The sequence below is a fragment of the Bacillus sp. FJAT-22090 genome (assembly GCF_007676755.1).
In the GTDB taxonomy this organism is placed as follows: domain Bacteria; phylum Bacillota; class Bacilli; order Bacillales_A; family Planococcaceae; genus Psychrobacillus.
This window is the reverse complement of the sequence record NZ_VEBK01000011.1, coordinates 138,318-153,701: the sequence shown is the minus strand read 5'-3', so window position 1 is coordinate 153,701 and position 15,384 is coordinate 138,318. Positions and strand designations below refer to the sequence as shown.

At 37.2% G+C, this 15,384-nt stretch carries 16 protein-coding genes, 10 tRNA genes, 1 pseudogene and 1 other annotated feature; of the genes and pseudogenes, 19 read left to right on the top strand and 8 right to left on the bottom strand.

Annotated elements, in window-relative coordinates:
- Positions 1-137: 137 nt before the first annotated feature.
- From FS486_RS14550 to FS486_RS14490, 14 genes are all read left to right on the top strand, one after another.
- Positions 138-213, top strand: a tRNA-Phe gene (locus FS486_RS14550).
- A gap of 13 nt (positions 214-226) precedes the next feature.
- Positions 227-302: transfer RNA gene (locus FS486_RS14545), tRNA-Thr, on the top strand.
- Positions 303-305: 3 nt separating this feature from the next.
- Positions 306-389: transfer RNA gene (locus FS486_RS14540), tRNA-Tyr, on the top strand.
- Positions 390-395: 6 nt separating this feature from the next.
- Positions 396-469 (top strand) — tRNA-Trp (locus tag FS486_RS14535).
- 24 nt (positions 470-493) lie between these two features.
- Positions 494-569: transfer RNA gene (locus tag FS486_RS14530), tRNA-His, on the top strand.
- A gap of 39 nt (positions 570-608) precedes the next feature.
- Positions 609-684 (top strand) — tRNA-His (locus FS486_RS14525).
- 1 nt (position 685) lies between these two features.
- Positions 686-757, top strand: a tRNA-Gln gene (locus FS486_RS14520).
- Between the two features lie 7 nt (positions 758-764).
- Positions 765-839 (top strand) — tRNA-Gly (locus tag FS486_RS14515).
- A gap of 11 nt (positions 840-850) precedes the next feature.
- Positions 851-924, top strand: a tRNA-Cys gene (locus FS486_RS14510).
- Between the two features lie 33 nt (positions 925-957).
- A tRNA-Leu gene (locus FS486_RS14505) sits at positions 958-1,039 on the top strand.
- A 258-nt stretch (positions 1,040-1,297) separates the two neighbouring features.
- Entirely contained in the window at positions 1,298-1,441 is a 144-nt protein-coding gene (locus tag FS486_RS20200) for a hypothetical protein (RefSeq protein ID WP_186321462.1), read from the top strand.
- A 106-nt stretch (positions 1,442-1,547) separates the two neighbouring features.
- Positions 1,548-1,763, top strand: a binding site (T-box leader).
- A 41-nt stretch (positions 1,764-1,804) separates the two neighbouring features.
- Complete coding sequence (gene proS, locus FS486_RS14500; RefSeq protein WP_144512270.1) at positions 1,805-3,244, top strand: proline--tRNA ligase; 1,440 nt, start codon at positions 1,805-1,807, stop codon at positions 3,242-3,244.
- Positions 3,245-3,378: 134 nt separating this feature from the next.
- Positions 3,379-3,891, top strand: coding sequence for an RNA polymerase sigma factor (locus FS486_RS14495; RefSeq protein ID WP_144512269.1), 513 nt, complete (start codon positions 3,379-3,381; stop codon positions 3,889-3,891).
- On the top strand, positions 3,878-4,753 hold the full coding sequence (locus FS486_RS14490; protein ID WP_144512268.1) for a hypothetical protein: 876 nt from the start codon (positions 3,878-3,880) through the stop codon (positions 4,751-4,753). The genes FS486_RS14495 and FS486_RS14490 overlap by 14 nt, the downstream gene beginning before the upstream one ends.
- Before the next feature lie 103 nt (positions 4,754-4,856).
- Here the strand turns inward: FS486_RS14490 and FS486_RS14485 are convergent.
- From FS486_RS14485 to FS486_RS14470, 4 genes and pseudogenes are all read right to left on the bottom strand, one after another.
- Positions 4,857-5,480, bottom strand: a pseudogene (locus FS486_RS14485) (TerD family protein); the annotation flags it as partial.
- Positions 5,481-5,529: 49 nt separating this feature from the next.
- Positions 5,530-6,591, bottom strand: coding sequence for an ATP-grasp domain-containing protein (locus tag FS486_RS14480; RefSeq protein WP_144512266.1), 1,062 nt, complete (start codon positions 6,589-6,591; stop codon positions 5,530-5,532).
- A gap of 290 nt (positions 6,592-6,881) precedes the next feature.
- On the bottom strand, positions 6,882-7,397 hold the full coding sequence (locus FS486_RS14475; protein ID WP_144512265.1) for a hypothetical protein: 516 nt from the start codon (positions 7,395-7,397) through the stop codon (positions 6,882-6,884).
- Between the two features lie 3 nt (positions 7,398-7,400).
- The gene (locus FS486_RS14470) at positions 7,401-8,090 is read right to left on the bottom strand and encodes a B3/B4 domain-containing protein (RefSeq protein ID WP_144512264.1); all 690 of its coding nucleotides are present in this window, start codon (positions 8,088-8,090) and stop codon (positions 7,401-7,403) included.
- A 55-nt stretch (positions 8,091-8,145) separates the two neighbouring features.
- Between FS486_RS14470 and queG the strand changes: the two genes are divergently transcribed.
- The 4 genes from queG (at position 8,146) to FS486_RS14450 (ending at position 11,124) form a co-directional block, all read left to right on the top strand.
- On the top strand, positions 8,146-9,285 hold the full coding sequence (queG, locus tag FS486_RS14465) for a tRNA epoxyqueuosine(34) reductase QueG (protein WP_144512263.1): 1,140 nt from the start codon (positions 8,146-8,148) through the stop codon (positions 9,283-9,285).
- A gap of 11 nt (positions 9,286-9,296) precedes the next feature.
- Positions 9,297-9,770 (top strand): tRNA (uridine(34)/cytosine(34)/5-carboxymethylaminomethyluridine(34)-2'-O)-methyltransferase TrmL, encoded by a 474-nt coding sequence (gene trmL, locus FS486_RS14460; protein WP_144512262.1) that lies wholly within the window; start codon positions 9,297-9,299, stop codon positions 9,768-9,770.
- A 300-nt stretch (positions 9,771-10,070) separates the two neighbouring features.
- Positions 10,071-10,253 carry a hypothetical protein gene (locus tag FS486_RS14455; RefSeq protein ID WP_144512261.1) on the top strand — a complete coding sequence of 61 codons (183 nt, stop codon included), beginning with the start codon at positions 10,071-10,073 and terminating at the stop codon, positions 10,251-10,253.
- A gap of 40 nt (positions 10,254-10,293) precedes the next feature.
- On the top strand, positions 10,294-11,124 hold the full coding sequence (locus tag FS486_RS14450; RefSeq protein WP_144512260.1) for an aldo/keto reductase: 831 nt from the start codon (positions 10,294-10,296) through the stop codon (positions 11,122-11,124).
- Between the two features lie 47 nt (positions 11,125-11,171).
- Here FS486_RS14450 and FS486_RS14445 read toward each other — a convergent pair whose 3' ends face one another.
- The 4 genes from FS486_RS14445 to FS486_RS14430 all read right to left on the bottom strand — a co-directional run bounded on the left by FS486_RS14445 (position 11,172) and on the right by FS486_RS14430 (position 13,697).
- The gene (locus FS486_RS14445; protein ID WP_144512259.1) at positions 11,172-11,753 is read right to left on the bottom strand and encodes a hypothetical protein; all 582 of its coding nucleotides are present in this window, start codon (positions 11,751-11,753) and stop codon (positions 11,172-11,174) included.
- A gap of 143 nt (positions 11,754-11,896) precedes the next feature.
- Positions 11,897-12,745: an RluA family pseudouridine synthase gene (locus tag FS486_RS14440; protein WP_144512258.1), complete on the bottom strand. Its 849-nt coding sequence runs from the start codon at positions 12,743-12,745 to the stop codon at positions 11,897-11,899.
- Positions 12,746-12,797: 52 nt separating this feature from the next.
- On the bottom strand, positions 12,798-13,268 hold the full coding sequence (locus tag FS486_RS14435; protein WP_144512257.1) for a thioredoxin family protein: 471 nt from the start codon (positions 13,266-13,268) through the stop codon (positions 12,798-12,800).
- Between the two features lie 3 nt (positions 13,269-13,271).
- Positions 13,272-13,697 carry a disulfide formation protein C gene (locus FS486_RS14430; RefSeq protein WP_144512256.1) on the bottom strand — a complete coding sequence of 142 codons (426 nt, stop codon included), beginning with the start codon at positions 13,695-13,697 and terminating at the stop codon, positions 13,272-13,274.
- 129 nt (positions 13,698-13,826) lie between these two features.
- On the opposite strand from FS486_RS14430, the gene FS486_RS14425 reads away from it, so the two are divergent.
- Positions 13,827-15,368: a carbon-nitrogen hydrolase family protein gene (locus FS486_RS14425; protein ID WP_144512255.1), complete on the top strand. Its 1,542-nt coding sequence runs from the start codon at positions 13,827-13,829 to the stop codon at positions 15,366-15,368.
- The last annotated feature ends 16 nt before the right edge of the window (positions 15,369-15,384 follow it).

Below are 15,384 nucleotides of genomic sequence, written 5' to 3'. Positions count from 1 at the left end.
GCGGTTAACATGCCTGCCTGTCACGCAGGAGATCGCCGGTTCGATCCCGGTCGGGACCGCCATTTATTTTGATTTGAGATTTAGAATAAGCATACATAGCTGACTAAGAGATGCATTGCTTAACATAAATCAAAGTTGGCTCAGTAGCTCAGTCGGTAGAGCAAAGGACTGAAAATCCTTGTGTCGGCGGTTCGATTCCGTCCTGAGCCACCATATATATCTTTACGCCGGAGTAGCTCAACTGGTAGAGCAACTGACTTGTAATCAGTAGGTTGAGGGTTCAAGTCCTTTCTCCGGCACCACTTGGAGGGGTAGCGAAGTGGCTAAACGCGGCGGACTGTAAATCCGCTCCTTAGGGTTCGGCGGTTCGAATCCGTCCCCCTCCACCAGTTTTTAGGGGCATAGTTTAACGGTAGAATAGAGGTCTCCAAAACCTTTGATGTGGGTTCGATTCCTACTGCCCCTGCCAACTTATAAGTTAACTTGAATAATGGCGATTGTGGCGAAGTGGTTAACGCACCGGATTGTGATTCCGGCACTCGTGGGTTCAATTCCCATCAGTCGCCCCATATTCCTTTAGAGTTAGCTCTTTTTTTTATTTATTTATGGCGATTGTGGCGAAGTGGTTAACGCACCGGATTGTGATTCCGGCATTCGTGGGTTCAATTCCCATCAGTCGCCCCATTGGGGTATAGCCAAGCGGTAAGGCAACGGATTTTGATTCCGTCATGCCCTGGTTCGAATCCAGGTACCCCAGTTTTTTTGCGGAAGTAGTTCAGTGGTAGAACACCACCTTGCCAAGGTGGGGGTCGCGAGTTCGAACCTCGTCTTCCGCTCCATTATTTCTTAAGGCGGCATAGCCAAGTGGTAAGGCACAGGTCTGCAACACCTTTATCACCGGTTCAAATCCGGTTGCCGCCTCCAATATTTATATAATAACTTTTGACTCTTCATTTTGCCGGTGTGGCGGAATTGGCAGACGCGCGGGACTCAAAATCCCGTTCTTTCGAGAGTGTCGGTTCGACCCCGACCACCGGTATTCCAAATATGACTGTTTGTCATACGCATTAAAACCTCTAACTAATTGTTAGAGGTTTTTTTATATTTTTTATATATAGTAAGAGGGCCAAAATGGGTGTAATTCTTATTGTTTGTGTTTAACTCGTAAAGGAAAAAAACAATCAATACTTTAGTTTAATTAAGATGAAGACAGGGAAAATACTAATATAAATAATTGCTAGGCTAGAGTTGATTTAAATAACGAACTAGCCTCTAGAACACTAGGAGGATTTAAAGAATGATAAAAAAATATAACTTCATTATGAATGGTAAAATTATAGATGTGTATGCTGCTTCAAAAGCAGAAGCATATAAAAAAGCAAAGACGATAAACATTGAAATGGGCAAGGAAGAGAATTTGCTCAAAAAGAATTGTATTTAAATGATCATCTGAATGCAGATTAAATATCGAGTAGAGTTTCAGAAAGTAATCATCTCTTAAGAATCCGATTGTATTAAATTCTTCTATTTGGTATATTATTAGGTATAGACAATCTTTGAAGTGACCAAGTAAATAAGAATTGTGAAACAGAAAATATAGCATTGCTGAGAGCTATATCACCGCTTCTTGTTGAAACCTACCACCGAGATGTTATGCAAACATAACCGTGTCGTTTTCGTTATCAAACGTATTAGAGGGCTAAAAGTTATTTTAGCTAAACTAAGGTGGTACCACGTCCATTCAGCACAGAGACGTCCTTTTATTAGGATGGTTCTGTGCTTTTTATTTTGAGGAGGGAATTTAATGACAAGTCAACAGCAAAATGATTTTTCTAAATGGTATATCGATACAATTCAAAAGGCGGATTTAATGGATTACACACCGGTTCGTGGGTGTATCGCTTTTAAACCAGATGGCTTTGAAATTTGGGAGCATATCCAAGCTGAAATGGATCGACGTTTTAAAGAAACTGGGCATCGTAACGCTTACTTCCCAATGCTAATTCCAGAATCATTTTTCCAAAAAGAAAAAGATCATATCGAAGGTTTTTCTCCTGAGCTTCCATGGGTTACCGAAGCTGCTGGTGAGAAATTAGAGGAGCGCCTAGCACTTCGCCCAACTTCGGAAACGATGATTGGCCATTTATATTCAGATTGGATCAAAAGCTATCGGGATTTACCAGTATTGATCAATCAATGGGCGAATGTTTTCCGTTGGGAAAAGAAAACCCTTCCTTTCATTCGTACTTCTGAATTTTTATGGCAAGAGGGACATACAGCACATGTAGATGAGGAAGAAGCACGTAAAGAAACTATGCAGATGCTCAACATCTACAAAGAGGTCGTAGAAGAGCTTTTAGCTATCCCAGTATACGATGGTCAAAAAACACCTTCTGAGCGCTTTGCAGGGGCTGTGGATACGTATTCAATTGAAGCGATGATGAAAGACGGTAAAGCTGTTCAAGCTGGTACCTCTCATTACTTAGGAACAAAATTTGCTGAAGCATTCGATATTAAATATTTAAACAAAGAAAACAAACACCAGCATGTGCATACAACATCATGGGGAACTTCTACTCGTTTAATCGGTTCTGTTATTATGGTTCATGGTGATGAGCAAGGACTTGTATTGCCACCACGTATTGCACCGACTCAAGTGGTATTAATACCAGTAGGACCATGGAAAAAGAATCCTACCATAATGGAAAAACTAGATGAGGTTTTTGCAGCTTTAAAAGCTAAAGGTATTCGTGTTCGTCTAGATGATTCAGATCAATCTCCTGGCTATAAATTTAACGAGTGGGAGTTAAAAGGTGTACCAGTTCGTGTTGAATTGGGACCACGTGATTTAGAGAACAATCAGGCATTGATCAAAGCACGTGACGAAGCAGATAAAGAGTCTGTAGATATTGCTAATCTTGTGGAACGCATTGAGGAAGAATTAACAACAATGCAAACACGCTTACTGGAAAAAGCACGTGCTTTCCGTGACCAAAATTCGCATACACATGTAAATTCATTGGAAGAGTTAAAACAACATCTTACGGATTCAACGGAAAAAGGAGAAATCCCAGGATGGATACTTGCAGGTTGGTGTGGAGATGATACTTGTGAAGAGCATGTGAAAGAGGAAACAAAATTCACAACTCGTAATATTCCATTCAATCCACCGGCTGAAAAGTCTACATGTATTAACTGTGGCAAAGAATCGAAGCATACAGTTTGGTTCGGTCGTGCTTACTAATTAAATACTATAAAAAAATCAACCATTGTATGTTAATGGTTGATTTTTTTTATTGTCTCAAAATGTAATCGATTATCGTGTAAGATTAAAGCAATGTATTCGTCTAATTATTAAAGAAAGAAAGGAGGGATCCCTTGGAGAGCAATTTGATTGAAAAATGGTTTAATTTATATGAAAGGGATATTACTAGCTTTCTAATCTACTATACCGGATCAATGGATGTAGAAGATCTTGTGCAAGAAACTTTTCTTCGTGCGATGAGAAAAAACTCGAGTTATGACGGGAACGCACATCCAAAAACGTGGTTAATATCCATAGCAAGAAACCTAGTAATCGATCATTTTCGAAGGAGACGGGTATGGGACAGGATTAGGCATATGTTTTTACAAGATCAGAGTGTATCTATTGATATGGAGCGTCATATTATGATGAGTCAAGACAATAGGAACTTATACGAAGCAATTAATAAGCTGCCATCCAATTATAAAGTGGTTCTCATTTTAAGAGGGATTTTGGAAATGTCATCCAAGGAAGTCGGAGAAGTGATTAGAAGTAATGAAAATAATGTAAATGTGTTGTATTACCGTTCCTTAAGAAAGCTGAAGTCTTTAATGGAAGAGGAGGGGTATGAATATGGAGGATTATAATAAACTGCAAGAGAAGTTAAACAAGCTTCCAAAGTATTCTCTGGAGCATGAGCAAAAAGATAAAATTTTATATAAGTTAAAAACAGATTCTGCTCCTCAAAAGAGATCTATCTTCTTAACACCCATTCTTGCTGTTGTAGGAATATGCGCTTTGCTATTATTTCTTTTTGTAACGAAAGAGGATTCATATAATCTGTCGGCACAGTCCGGAACCGCTTTTACATTGCCCGATAGAGAGCAAGAGGTAGTAGGAATAGATGGAAAGGTAGGAATTCTTGTTTTTAACGAACAATTTGTTGCTGAAGATAAGAGAAGAGGAGCCAAGCTGATGCTCTACTTCTGGGGAGATGCGAATGCTCTTGTTGGAAAAAATTATCGGGTGGAAGCGGAGAATACTAAAGGGGAAAAAATTGAGTTATCGCAGGGAGTTCTTTCAGCTGGTCTTTATAGTGAGGATGCTCATACATTAGCTAGCTTTATCCCATTTCCTTCAGAAGGAGAATGGCAATTATCGTTTTATGTAGATGATGAATTATTCGAAGCTTTTACCATTAATGTTTTCCCGCCTTTCCCTAAAACGGAGCATTACACAATGCTCGACTCTCCAAAGGAAATTCCAATTGGTGAAGCATATGAAATATATTTAGAAAGCCCTAATGGAGAAAAAGAGAAGATTGAAGTGAAGTTGCTAGATAAAAAAGGAAATATAGTGGAAGAAACCATTTTTAAACAGGAAAGTAGCGTAATAGATGCAGGAGGGTTACAAACAAACTTTCATTACACAGGCAAAATTACATTGAAAGAACGTGGTACATGGAAGCTCCTTATTGATGGAGAGCAAACAGGACTATTTGAGAATTAGCATAGTTGTTTGACGCAATTTATTTTCGGTTCGCTTTTAGGTGTATCAGTGGCCAAAGCGAACCGAAAATGTAAAATTATCGGAAGTGCCTCGTAATCATTTATTATTTAGATCCTGCAACCCAGTCCATTCCCCAGTTATAAGCACGATCCATTTCTTTATGTCCCTTAAAATATTCCACAAGACGTTCAACCTTGAATGTTTCATCTTTTACGTTTTCAATTAAAGCGATTGCACACATAATTTGGCCATTACGATGCTCGTTAAGTTTCACTTCAACATCTGGTCCTGCAGGATACTTTAATGTCACGATTCCATCAGCCTCTGACCAATTTGCTATACCCTCATAGATGAACGAGTACACGAGGATGCGCTTAATTTCTGAAATGTTATTTCCGTTAATTCGTAGATTTTCTCCTCCAATAGCAGAACCAGTACGGTCATCAGCGTCTAATTCCATATAGGGAGCATGTTTAAGAGAACCAAATGCATTTCCTAATGCTTGGACACATCCCTTAGAACCGTTTTTCAATTCATATAAACAGCCTAAATCGAGATCGATACCTTTTGGCTTACTACGAAGTAATGAGGAAAGAAAACCGCCAGATTTAGCTTTGTTTTTTTGATTCCATTGTAGATTTACTAAAATTTCTCCAATAGCATGATTGTTTTTAGTAAGATTAATCGTTTGTCCTTTTTTCTTCAACTCAATTTTACTTAAATTCACCAATGATAACCACTCCTTTTCATTTGATTCCCTTTATTATACCTATATGTTACATAGTTGGTAATACTGAATTATATTTCCTCAAAACAACAGATTGCTCTAGATAGGTTGCTTTCACATCGTATTGAAGATGAAATGAATCCATCTTGCCTCCAAGTAATAGCTTGACCGCATAATAGGGGATATTAATATCAGTGAGACAACTAATGTGTAAACCTCCACTCATACGTGGATTAATTTCTAACAGTTTGGGAACACCATCTTTATATCTTATTTGAATGTTAAATACATAAGGGATTTTAAAGTGTTCAGCCATCTTTTCGGCAATTCTTATTAGTTCTTCATTGTATACAATTTCTTGAATACGTCCCTGACCTTTTTTTCTAGGGATAGCTGCCAATAACCCTCCATCACTATCAGCTAGGCAATCGATACTATATTCGTAACCATCCAAGTATTCTATGACCATTAACTCAGGAAAATGTTCCTGAGAGCTTAAAGTTTTATAAACAGTTTCATAAGAGATTCTTTGGGAAGCAGCTGTACTGAATAGGAAGGGAACAGTATCTACTGTATCATCGATAATCCGAAAACCGCTTGCTCCTTCTCCGACTATTGGTTTAATGCAGAGGGTAGTGTTCTCTTTACTTAACGCTTCATAAGCATGTTTAAAGCTATTCGCAGTAGTCACTATTTGATAAGCAGGTACTTGTACAATAATATGCCCTTCTTGTTCCTTGTTCTCTAACGCACGATAAAAAGCCGCCTTATCATCCATAAGTCTCATTAAATTACTTTTAGGACACACTAAAACTTTAACACCAATTTTCTCGAATTTGTCTAAGTGCTGTGAAATGAGGACATTTTCTTTTCGAGGAACAAAAATATGAATATTATTTTGAATACAGTAATCTAAGCAAAATTGAATATATTCTTCTCCACAAATATCTGGTTCCGGTCCGGATATATCACAGTTTTTAAAATAGACTGTATCAGGATTAGGATGTGTGCCATAAATAACAAACTGCTGTTGATCTGGATTATTTCTAATCATATCCATATAATGTGCTACAGTGGAAAACCATCTATTGAACCAAATATGAAGTACCATGATACATCTCCTTTTACTCTATGTATTAATTGAGGTTGATAAATATTACAAACTCCTGTGGAAATATTATTTTGATAGGAAAAAACGCTCCTTTACCGAAAAGGGAAAGGAGCGTCTTACATAGTAGGAAATCAGAAAACACACTAGTTGATTAACGTTTGCAATCGCAAATAGGTAGTCATTAGTCATTGGTCACAAAGTGAAAAGTTAGAGGTCATTGGTTTGTCTAATTCAATTTGAGAGTGATTTCCTAACTATGCCTTGGTAGGGAGTCTCACCTTACCAAGGATTTATGTATATTTTTCATCATCAAAATTAATAGCAACGGAATAATTTTTTGCGTTTATGTTACCGGATAATTTATTTGCATCTTTTTCGAATTGAAGAGCTTTTAAACGATAATTTTCGGGTTCGAATAATGCGACTTGGACATAAGTGGCGCCATCACCATAACCGTACTGGACTACTTGTTTTTCTGCAGCTCCTAGCTGTTTATAAATCCTTGCTTGGGCACGCATTTGTGTAGCCAGTTCGATTGCTTCCACAATTGTGTATTCTTTTTCCTTAAATGAAACGTAGTGTGAAATATTTGCTTCATAAATTAGTTTATCAAGCATTCTAATATCTTTTCTTGTTTCAGTTAGTTCCAAGTCAACATTTGCAACATTTCGTGGTCCTACTACTGGAATGCTATCTTTTTCAATTACTGTATAGGCAACTCGCATTATTTCTTCTTCCAGTTCATGGACTCTTTTTAGTAAAATACTTTTTAGTTTAACAGCTTCAGCTAATGAGATATTGGACATGAATTAGTTCCTCCATTCCTTATTTTCTCCAGATAATACGATGGAACTTACTTCTCCTCCATGTATTTGATAGAACATGTCACCTATTGCATTTAACAGCTTTTGTCCTTCTTCCTCTTCCATAGAGGGGCGGAGAAAAACGACTTGTATTGCTTCTGTAGTCTCTTCTGTTACAGCAGTTTTAATCGAATCTACAAAAGGACTACCAAACGCACCTGTTGTATCATGAAGCGCAACGATATTTTTTAGCACATTTTCACGTCCATTTAAGCCTGTATAATTGGAGTTTTCAGTTCCAAGGGATATAGTAATATCCCCGTCGATTTTATTTACATCATATATGCCGAACGGAATTTCATATTTCATGGAAAAGAAATTATTTATATCGACAGCTGAATGCAATGGTGTGATATAATTTTGTTTTGCAATTCGTCGATATAGTGCTTCAGCCGAGTGGCGATAGCGGTTTGGATCCGCACCGAACTTCTTCCATAATGTGCGCCATTCTTTTATGCCTTCAAATTCTGTTACTGATTTCTCTTCCAATTCAAAGAAAAGCTGTTCTTGGAATAATTGAAGTCGCCCTTTAAGCATTTGAGGCGAAGAAGATACAGTAATTTTGGTATAATGTATAATGCCTAATTTAAATGCGGGTTCGATTTGCAATAATGAATCATCTAAAGTAATAATCATAGCAACCATCCTTACACGTATTTACTTTAGTGTACCATAAGAAAGGAGATCAATCGTGAATATCAATCAGTTTCAACAGCAACTAATAGAATACGCAGCTTCCATTGGAATTGATAAGATTGGATTTACGTCTGCCTCTCCATTTCATGAATTAAAAAATAGATTAATTCGTCAACAAGAGCTAGGATATGCATCCGGTTTTGAAGAACCAGACATTGAAAAACGAACACATCCAGAGCTGTTACTTTCAGAAGCTAAAAGTATTATTGCCATCGCCATTGCTTATCCTTCCAAGATGAAAGACGCTCCGAAAAGTGTAAAAGGAGCGAGGCGGGGGATTTTTGCCAGAGCTTCCTGGGGAACTGATTATCATACCGTGTTACGTGAAAAACTTGCCCTTTTAGAGCTATATATATTAACGCATATACCAGATGCTAGATTGCGTTCTATGGTGGATACAGGAGAACTTTCTGATCGTGCGGTTGCGGAGCGGGCAGGAATAGGTTGGAGTGCAAAAAACTGTGCAGTTATTACACCTGAATTTGGTTCTTATGTATACTTAGGTGAAATGATAACATCCATCCCATTTGCTCCGAGTGAACCGATGGAGGATCAATGTGGAGAGTGCAGACTTTGCTTGGATATTTGTCCAACTGGAGCATTAATAGAAGGTGGACAGTTAAACGCACAAAGATGTATCGCTTTTATAACACAAACGAAAACGATGGTCGCCGATGAATTTCGTCACAAAATAGGAAATCGTATATATGGCTGTGATACTTGCCAAACGATTTGTCCGAAAAATAAAGGAAAAGCAAATTTACATCAAGAAGCATTTACACCAGATCCAGATCTTGTAAAACCATTGCTTTTGCCATTGCTAAGTATGACGAACCGAACGTTTAAAGAGACATATGGGCATATGTCTGGTGCATGGCGAGGGAAAAATCCAATTCAACGAAACGCAATACTAGCACTCGCTCACTTTAAAGAAGTGACTGCTGTACCCACACTGATTGAGCTTTTAGAAAATGATGCCCGTCCTGTAATTAGAGGAACTGCAGCGTGGGCAATAGGTAAAATCAATACAGAAGAGGGTCTAACTGCATTAAAAAAAGCTCTTCAAATTGAGCAAGTAGTTGAAGTAAAAGCGGAAATAGAAAAAGGTCTCCAATTTTACCAAATTGAAAAATAGGAAGTGTAAATATGAGTATTAATATTGTGTTATATCAACCGGAAATCCCAGCAAATACAGGGAATATTGCTAGAACTTGTGCTGGAACGGGAGCAAAACTACATCTAATTAGACCACTTGGTTTTTCCACTGATGACAAAATGTTAAAGCGAGCAGGTCTAGATTATTGGGAGCATGTGGACATTACTTACTATGATGGATTAGAAGATTTTTTTGCCGTCCATCCAGAAGGTGAATATTATCTAATTACTAAGTTTGGAGCAAAGCCACATACGACATATGACTTTAGTGATGTGGAGAAGGATCATTTCTTTATTTTTGGTCGTGAAACAAAAGGGTTGCCACGTGAATTTATAGATGCCCACCCAGATAAGGCGCTTAGAATTCCGATGAACGACAATATTCGTTCATTAAACCTATCCAACACAGCTGCTATTTTAATATATGAAGCTTTGAGACAACAAAATTACCCTGGGTTACACTAAAAAAACGGACGTAGTCAAAATAGACTCGTCCGTTTTTAGCATCGCATTCTTATTTGTTAGCACCTGGTTTGTCTTCGTATCCTGCTTTGAAAATGGCAGCAAGGAACGACACAATAACGCCAAGCATAATGATTAGTCTCATATTGGGCGCCTCCTCTAATATATTCTGAACTAAGTATACCCTATTTTGTTTTAAAAAGAAATGTTATGTAAAACCGAAAGTATGGCGAAATTAGCTCTCTTGATAGTTGCAACAATCAAAAAATTCTACTACGATAAAGAAAAGGAGTGATTTTTTAAATGAGTAATTTGAAAAATGATCCAGAGAACGGTTCGATGGCAACAAACATGGAAGAAGTAAAGCAGCTAGGAAAACAAATGGAGAAACTTCGAGATGAACATGAGTTGAAAAAAGACCATCGTGCAGCAGATCCAGCACAAACGACTGATGCACTGTCCGTAAAACAAAGAGAAGACGACTGATTCGTTCAGTCGTTTTCTTCCAATTGAAAGGATGAATTTCATGCAATTACATAATAATTCAACAAAACGATTAGCAAACGGGGTAGAAATGCCACGCATTGGTTTAGGAGTTTATAAAATGACAGAGCCTGATATTGCCCTTCAAGCAATATCCACAGCATTAGATAATGGATATCGTCATATTGATACCGCTTCCCTTTACGCAAATGAAAGAGAAGTGGGAGAGGCGATTCGGGCATCTAAGCGTGCAAGAGAAGATATTTTTATCACGACAAAAGTATGGAATACAGACCAAGGATACGACCAAACATTACAAGCTTTTGAAAAATCACTGGAGTTGCTTGGTCTAGATTATGTGGATTTATATTTAACACATTGGCCGGTAAAAGATACTTTTGTTGAGACTTACCGAGCAATTGAGCGATTATATGAAGAAAAACTAATCCGAGCTACCGGTGTTTCCAATCACCATCAGCATCATTTAGAGGCAATTGCTGCTAAAGCGAATGTACAGCCAATGGTCAATCAAATTGAATGTCATCCTAGGTTAACACAATTTGACCTTCGAGAGTACTGTACGGAAAAAGGAATTGCTGTCACTTCATGGTCTCCGCTAGCAAGAGGTGGATTACTTGATGAACCAACTTTAAAAAGAATTAGTGCCAAGTATGGCAAATCAACTACGCAAGTTATTATTCGCTGGCACTTGCAACATGATTTAATTGTTATTCCAAAGTCAGTTACCCCAACTAGAATTATAGAAAACTTCGATGTATTTGATTTTGAACTGTCGTTTGAAGATTTGAAGAATATTGATGCGCTTAACTTAAATGAACGAGTTGGCAAAGATCCGGATAATTTTAACTTTTGAATATAAATCGAATAAAAGAAGAGAAAGATGAGATACATGATTTTTTGTCATTCATGTGATCTCTCTTTCTCTTTTTCTTTCTCTATATTTTTCATTTGTCTCTGATATTCTTTTTCTACCTCTGTGGTTGCTGGGATGAAAGGTTTTTTATTATAATCGGTTCGTTTACCATATCGAAGTAGCTCATAAATAATCATTCCATTGTTTGGCATCCCATTCAATGTTTTCATAGGAACCAAATCAAATAGAATATAATAAAACGCATAAAAAATAAATCTTTCCCCAAAAGTCTGATATTCTTGTAGGAATCCATTAGCTAAAATGACATTAATGCCTACTGCTAGAACAAGATTAATAAAAATAGGTCCAGCATAAATACAGATATAAGCAAACCTACTTTTTATTTTTATATCATCATAAGAAAACCAACTGTATAGATGATAGTATTTTCGAACATCAAAAATTCCTATTTTATAAATCCTTGGACCTGAACCAATAGTGATCCTGGGATTCTCCACCCCAAAAATTTTACTAACTATTAAGTAACCTGCTTCTCTCAAAAATATGACAATAGGCAAGATAATGAAAGCCGAAACGATTAAAGATAGTAGATCTGAAAATCCAAACAAGTATATCGCTTCCCTCTTGGTAAAGATTGTACCTTATTTATTTAAATACCCGAGGTAAGTGAAATAAACCTTGTAATTATTTTCCTAAATGTACAATGAAATTATAAAAGAAAAAGTATCGGTAATGATCCGATACTTTTTCTTTACTTTTTATCCTCCACTATAATCATTTCTCCCGTAATCGGATGAACAAATTGCACTTTAAATGCATGTAGTTCATAAGTTTTGGTCGGTGATTTTTTCGCTCCGTATAAATCGTCCCCTACAATTGGGTGACCTAAATGAGAAAAATGCACTCGAATTTGATGGGTGCGTCCAGTTTCTAAAACAGCATGAACCTTTGTATAATGATCATTTCTACCGGCTACCTCATAATGGGTTATAGCTTGCTGTCCTGATGGGGAGACACGTTTTCTTGTAGGATGATGACGGTCATTTCCAATCGCTGCCCGAATAGTACCATGCTGACTTTTCATTTGTCCTTCAACAATCGCCTCGTAGGTACGAATGATTGTTTTATTTTCGAGCATACGATCCAGCATGCCTTTGACGATTGGGTTTTTGGCAATAACTATTAATCCTTTCGTTCCCTCGTCAATTCGGTGGACATGTTCAGCATAATTTTGTCCCTTGCCAGCTAAATAGTGCATAACAAAGTTCATCATTGTGTGATTTTGACCTTCTTCATTTGGATGTGTAGAAACCCCACGAGGCTTAGATGCTATCAATAGGTACTCATCCTCATATGCAACATATAAAGGATTTTGATCGGAAGTAAGATAATTGGATGACTCACCTTCCCATTTAAATACTAGTACATCGCCTTTTTTGTTGGGCAGTTTCCATTGTAAAAGCTCACCATTAGTATCACTCACTGCTTTTTGCATACGCAAGTCATGGATAAGCTTTTTGCCTAGTTTCCATTTTTCCTGTAAAATCACTTCAATCGTTAGGCCATCTTCTGGTACGGTATACGTTAATGTATGTAGCATTGGTATTCTCCTTTAAAAAAGACCATGTCCACTAGACAAGGCCTTTTTAAAATTATTTTAAAACTACTTGATCAAAAAATGCTTGAATATTCTCGTCTGGTTGAGCACCAACCATTCTGGCTACTTCTTTTCCATCTTTAAAGTAAATAGTTGTCGGTGTAGCTTTGATGAGGTAATCATCCCAGCCTTGTTCATATTCAAGGACATTATATTTGACGATGTCAATTTTATTTTTCTTTGCAAGTGGTGTTAGTCTAGGTGTCATTTCTTGACAGTGAACACATTCCGGGCTAAAGAAATAAGCTGTTACTGGTTCACCACTTTTGATTTTCTTTTGTAGATCCTCAGGAAGGATGATATTTTGATAGTTTGGATCATCGAGTAAATCGATAGTCGACTGTTTCAAATTATTTGTATCATAAGGGTTGTCCGATAAGGCTTCCTTATTTTTTTGGTTATTCAATACGAAAATTAGTACGAAAACTAGTATGATAATTCCACCGAATATGGCTAACTTCTTCATATTTTACATGTCCTCCTTTGAACTTCTCAAAATCATCCAACTACTAACTGCGATTAAAATAAACGCAATAAGGGCTAAAAATGGAATGGTAATAAAACCAAAATAATTTATGTATTCACCAGTACAAGATACTCTACCACAAGCTGGAGCGGAGTCTTGCATAAAATCTAATTTCTGAATGCTATAATGATATGCGGAAATACAAACTCCAATAATGGAAAATGCCAGAGAAGTAACAGCAATTTTTGCATTTTTTTGAACGTACGCAATTCCTACTATCAATACGAGTGGATACATAATTATGCGCTGATACCAGCATAATTCGCAGGGCTCATATTGTCTAACTTCTGAAAAATATAAGGAACCAAGTGTTGCAGTAAAAGCTACTACCCAAATAAATAGCAATAAATTTTCAACCTTTTTTGTCATATATTACTCCTTTTTTTTCATTAAACATCACTCAAAGTATAAGCCTTCTTTGAAAACATGTAAAATATTTTAACTGCGCCCAAAAGAGTTATATAATAGAAATTAGTGATTAATCGAGGAGTGGTAAGAATGACAGAAGAATTTGATCTATCCCAATTTGAAAAAAGTATGGTCATCCGACAAACTACTTTTTCTGATATCGAATCTATTTTAGAAATACAACGCCTTTGTTTTCCAGGAATGGACCCATGGGAAGTGGCTCATCTACGCAGTCATTTAACTATATTTCCGGAAGGACAATTAGTAGCAGAGCTGGATGGTAAAGTAATTGGTTCTTGTTCTAGTTTAATTATTAACTTTGATGAGTATGATGACCGTCATTCTTGGTCGGATGTAACCGATTCGGGTTATATTACAAATCATAATCCGGAAGGGTACAATTTGTACGGAATCGAGGTAATGGTCCATCCCGAATATAGAAGGATGAAGGTCGGGCAGCGTCTATATGAAGGAAGAAAAGACATTGCTAGACAGTTTAATTTAAAGTCTATTATAATCGGCGGTCGTATACCGAATTATCATAAGCATGCACAAGAAATGTCTCCGAGGGAGTATGTAACGGCAGTATCACGCCATAAATTATACGATCCGGTTTTAACATTTCAATTGATGAACGGATTTACATTAATGCGTATCAATCCGAACTACTTGCCAGATGATAAGGCTTCGGTAAAATATGCTACGTTAATGGAATGGAACAACGTGGATTATATTCCACTATCAAAACGTCATTTTAAAACAAGCTACCCAGTTCGCATATGTGCTGTGCAATATATGATGCGTAAAATTAGTTCATTTGAAGAGTTTTCCAACCAATGCGAGTACTTTGTGGATGTTGCTTCAGATGCACAATCAGATTTCGTTGTTTTTCCTGAAATTTTCACAACACAGCTAATGTCTTTCTTGGATGAACCATCTCCAAGCCAAGCAGTACGAAAACTAACAGAATACACACCTCAATATATGGAGCTGTTTGCTGACTTAGCTGTACGCTACAATATCAATATTATTGCCGGTTCTCATTTTGTGGAAGAGGAGAATGAGGAAATTTATAATATCGCGTATTTGTTCCACCGAGATGGTGCGATTGATAAACAATATAAAATTCATATTACACCGAACGAGCGTAAATGGTGGGGCATCAGTGCCGGGGACTCTGTACAAGTATTTGATACGGACTGCGGAAAGATTGCCATTCAGATTTGTTATGATATTGAGTTCCCAGAGCTTGCACGAATTGCGACGGATATGGGAGCGAATATTATTTTCACTCCTTTTTGTACAGAAGATCGCCAAGGTTATTTACGCGTACGCTACTGTGCACAAGCAAGAGCAGTGGAAAATCAAATCTACACAGTTATCTCAGGTACAGTAGGAAATCTACCACAAACAGAGAATATGGATATCCAATATGCGCAATCGGCCATATTCGCGCCTTCTGATTTTGAATTTGCAAGAGATGGTATTGTAGGAGAAACAGAACCAAATGTGGAGATGGTTCTTATAGGCGATGTCGACTTAGAAATTTTAAGAAGACAACGCCAGGATGGAACGGTCAAGCATTTAAAAGATCGTCGACATGACGTATATGGTATCGATTATAAAAAATGATGAATGGGGTTTCACT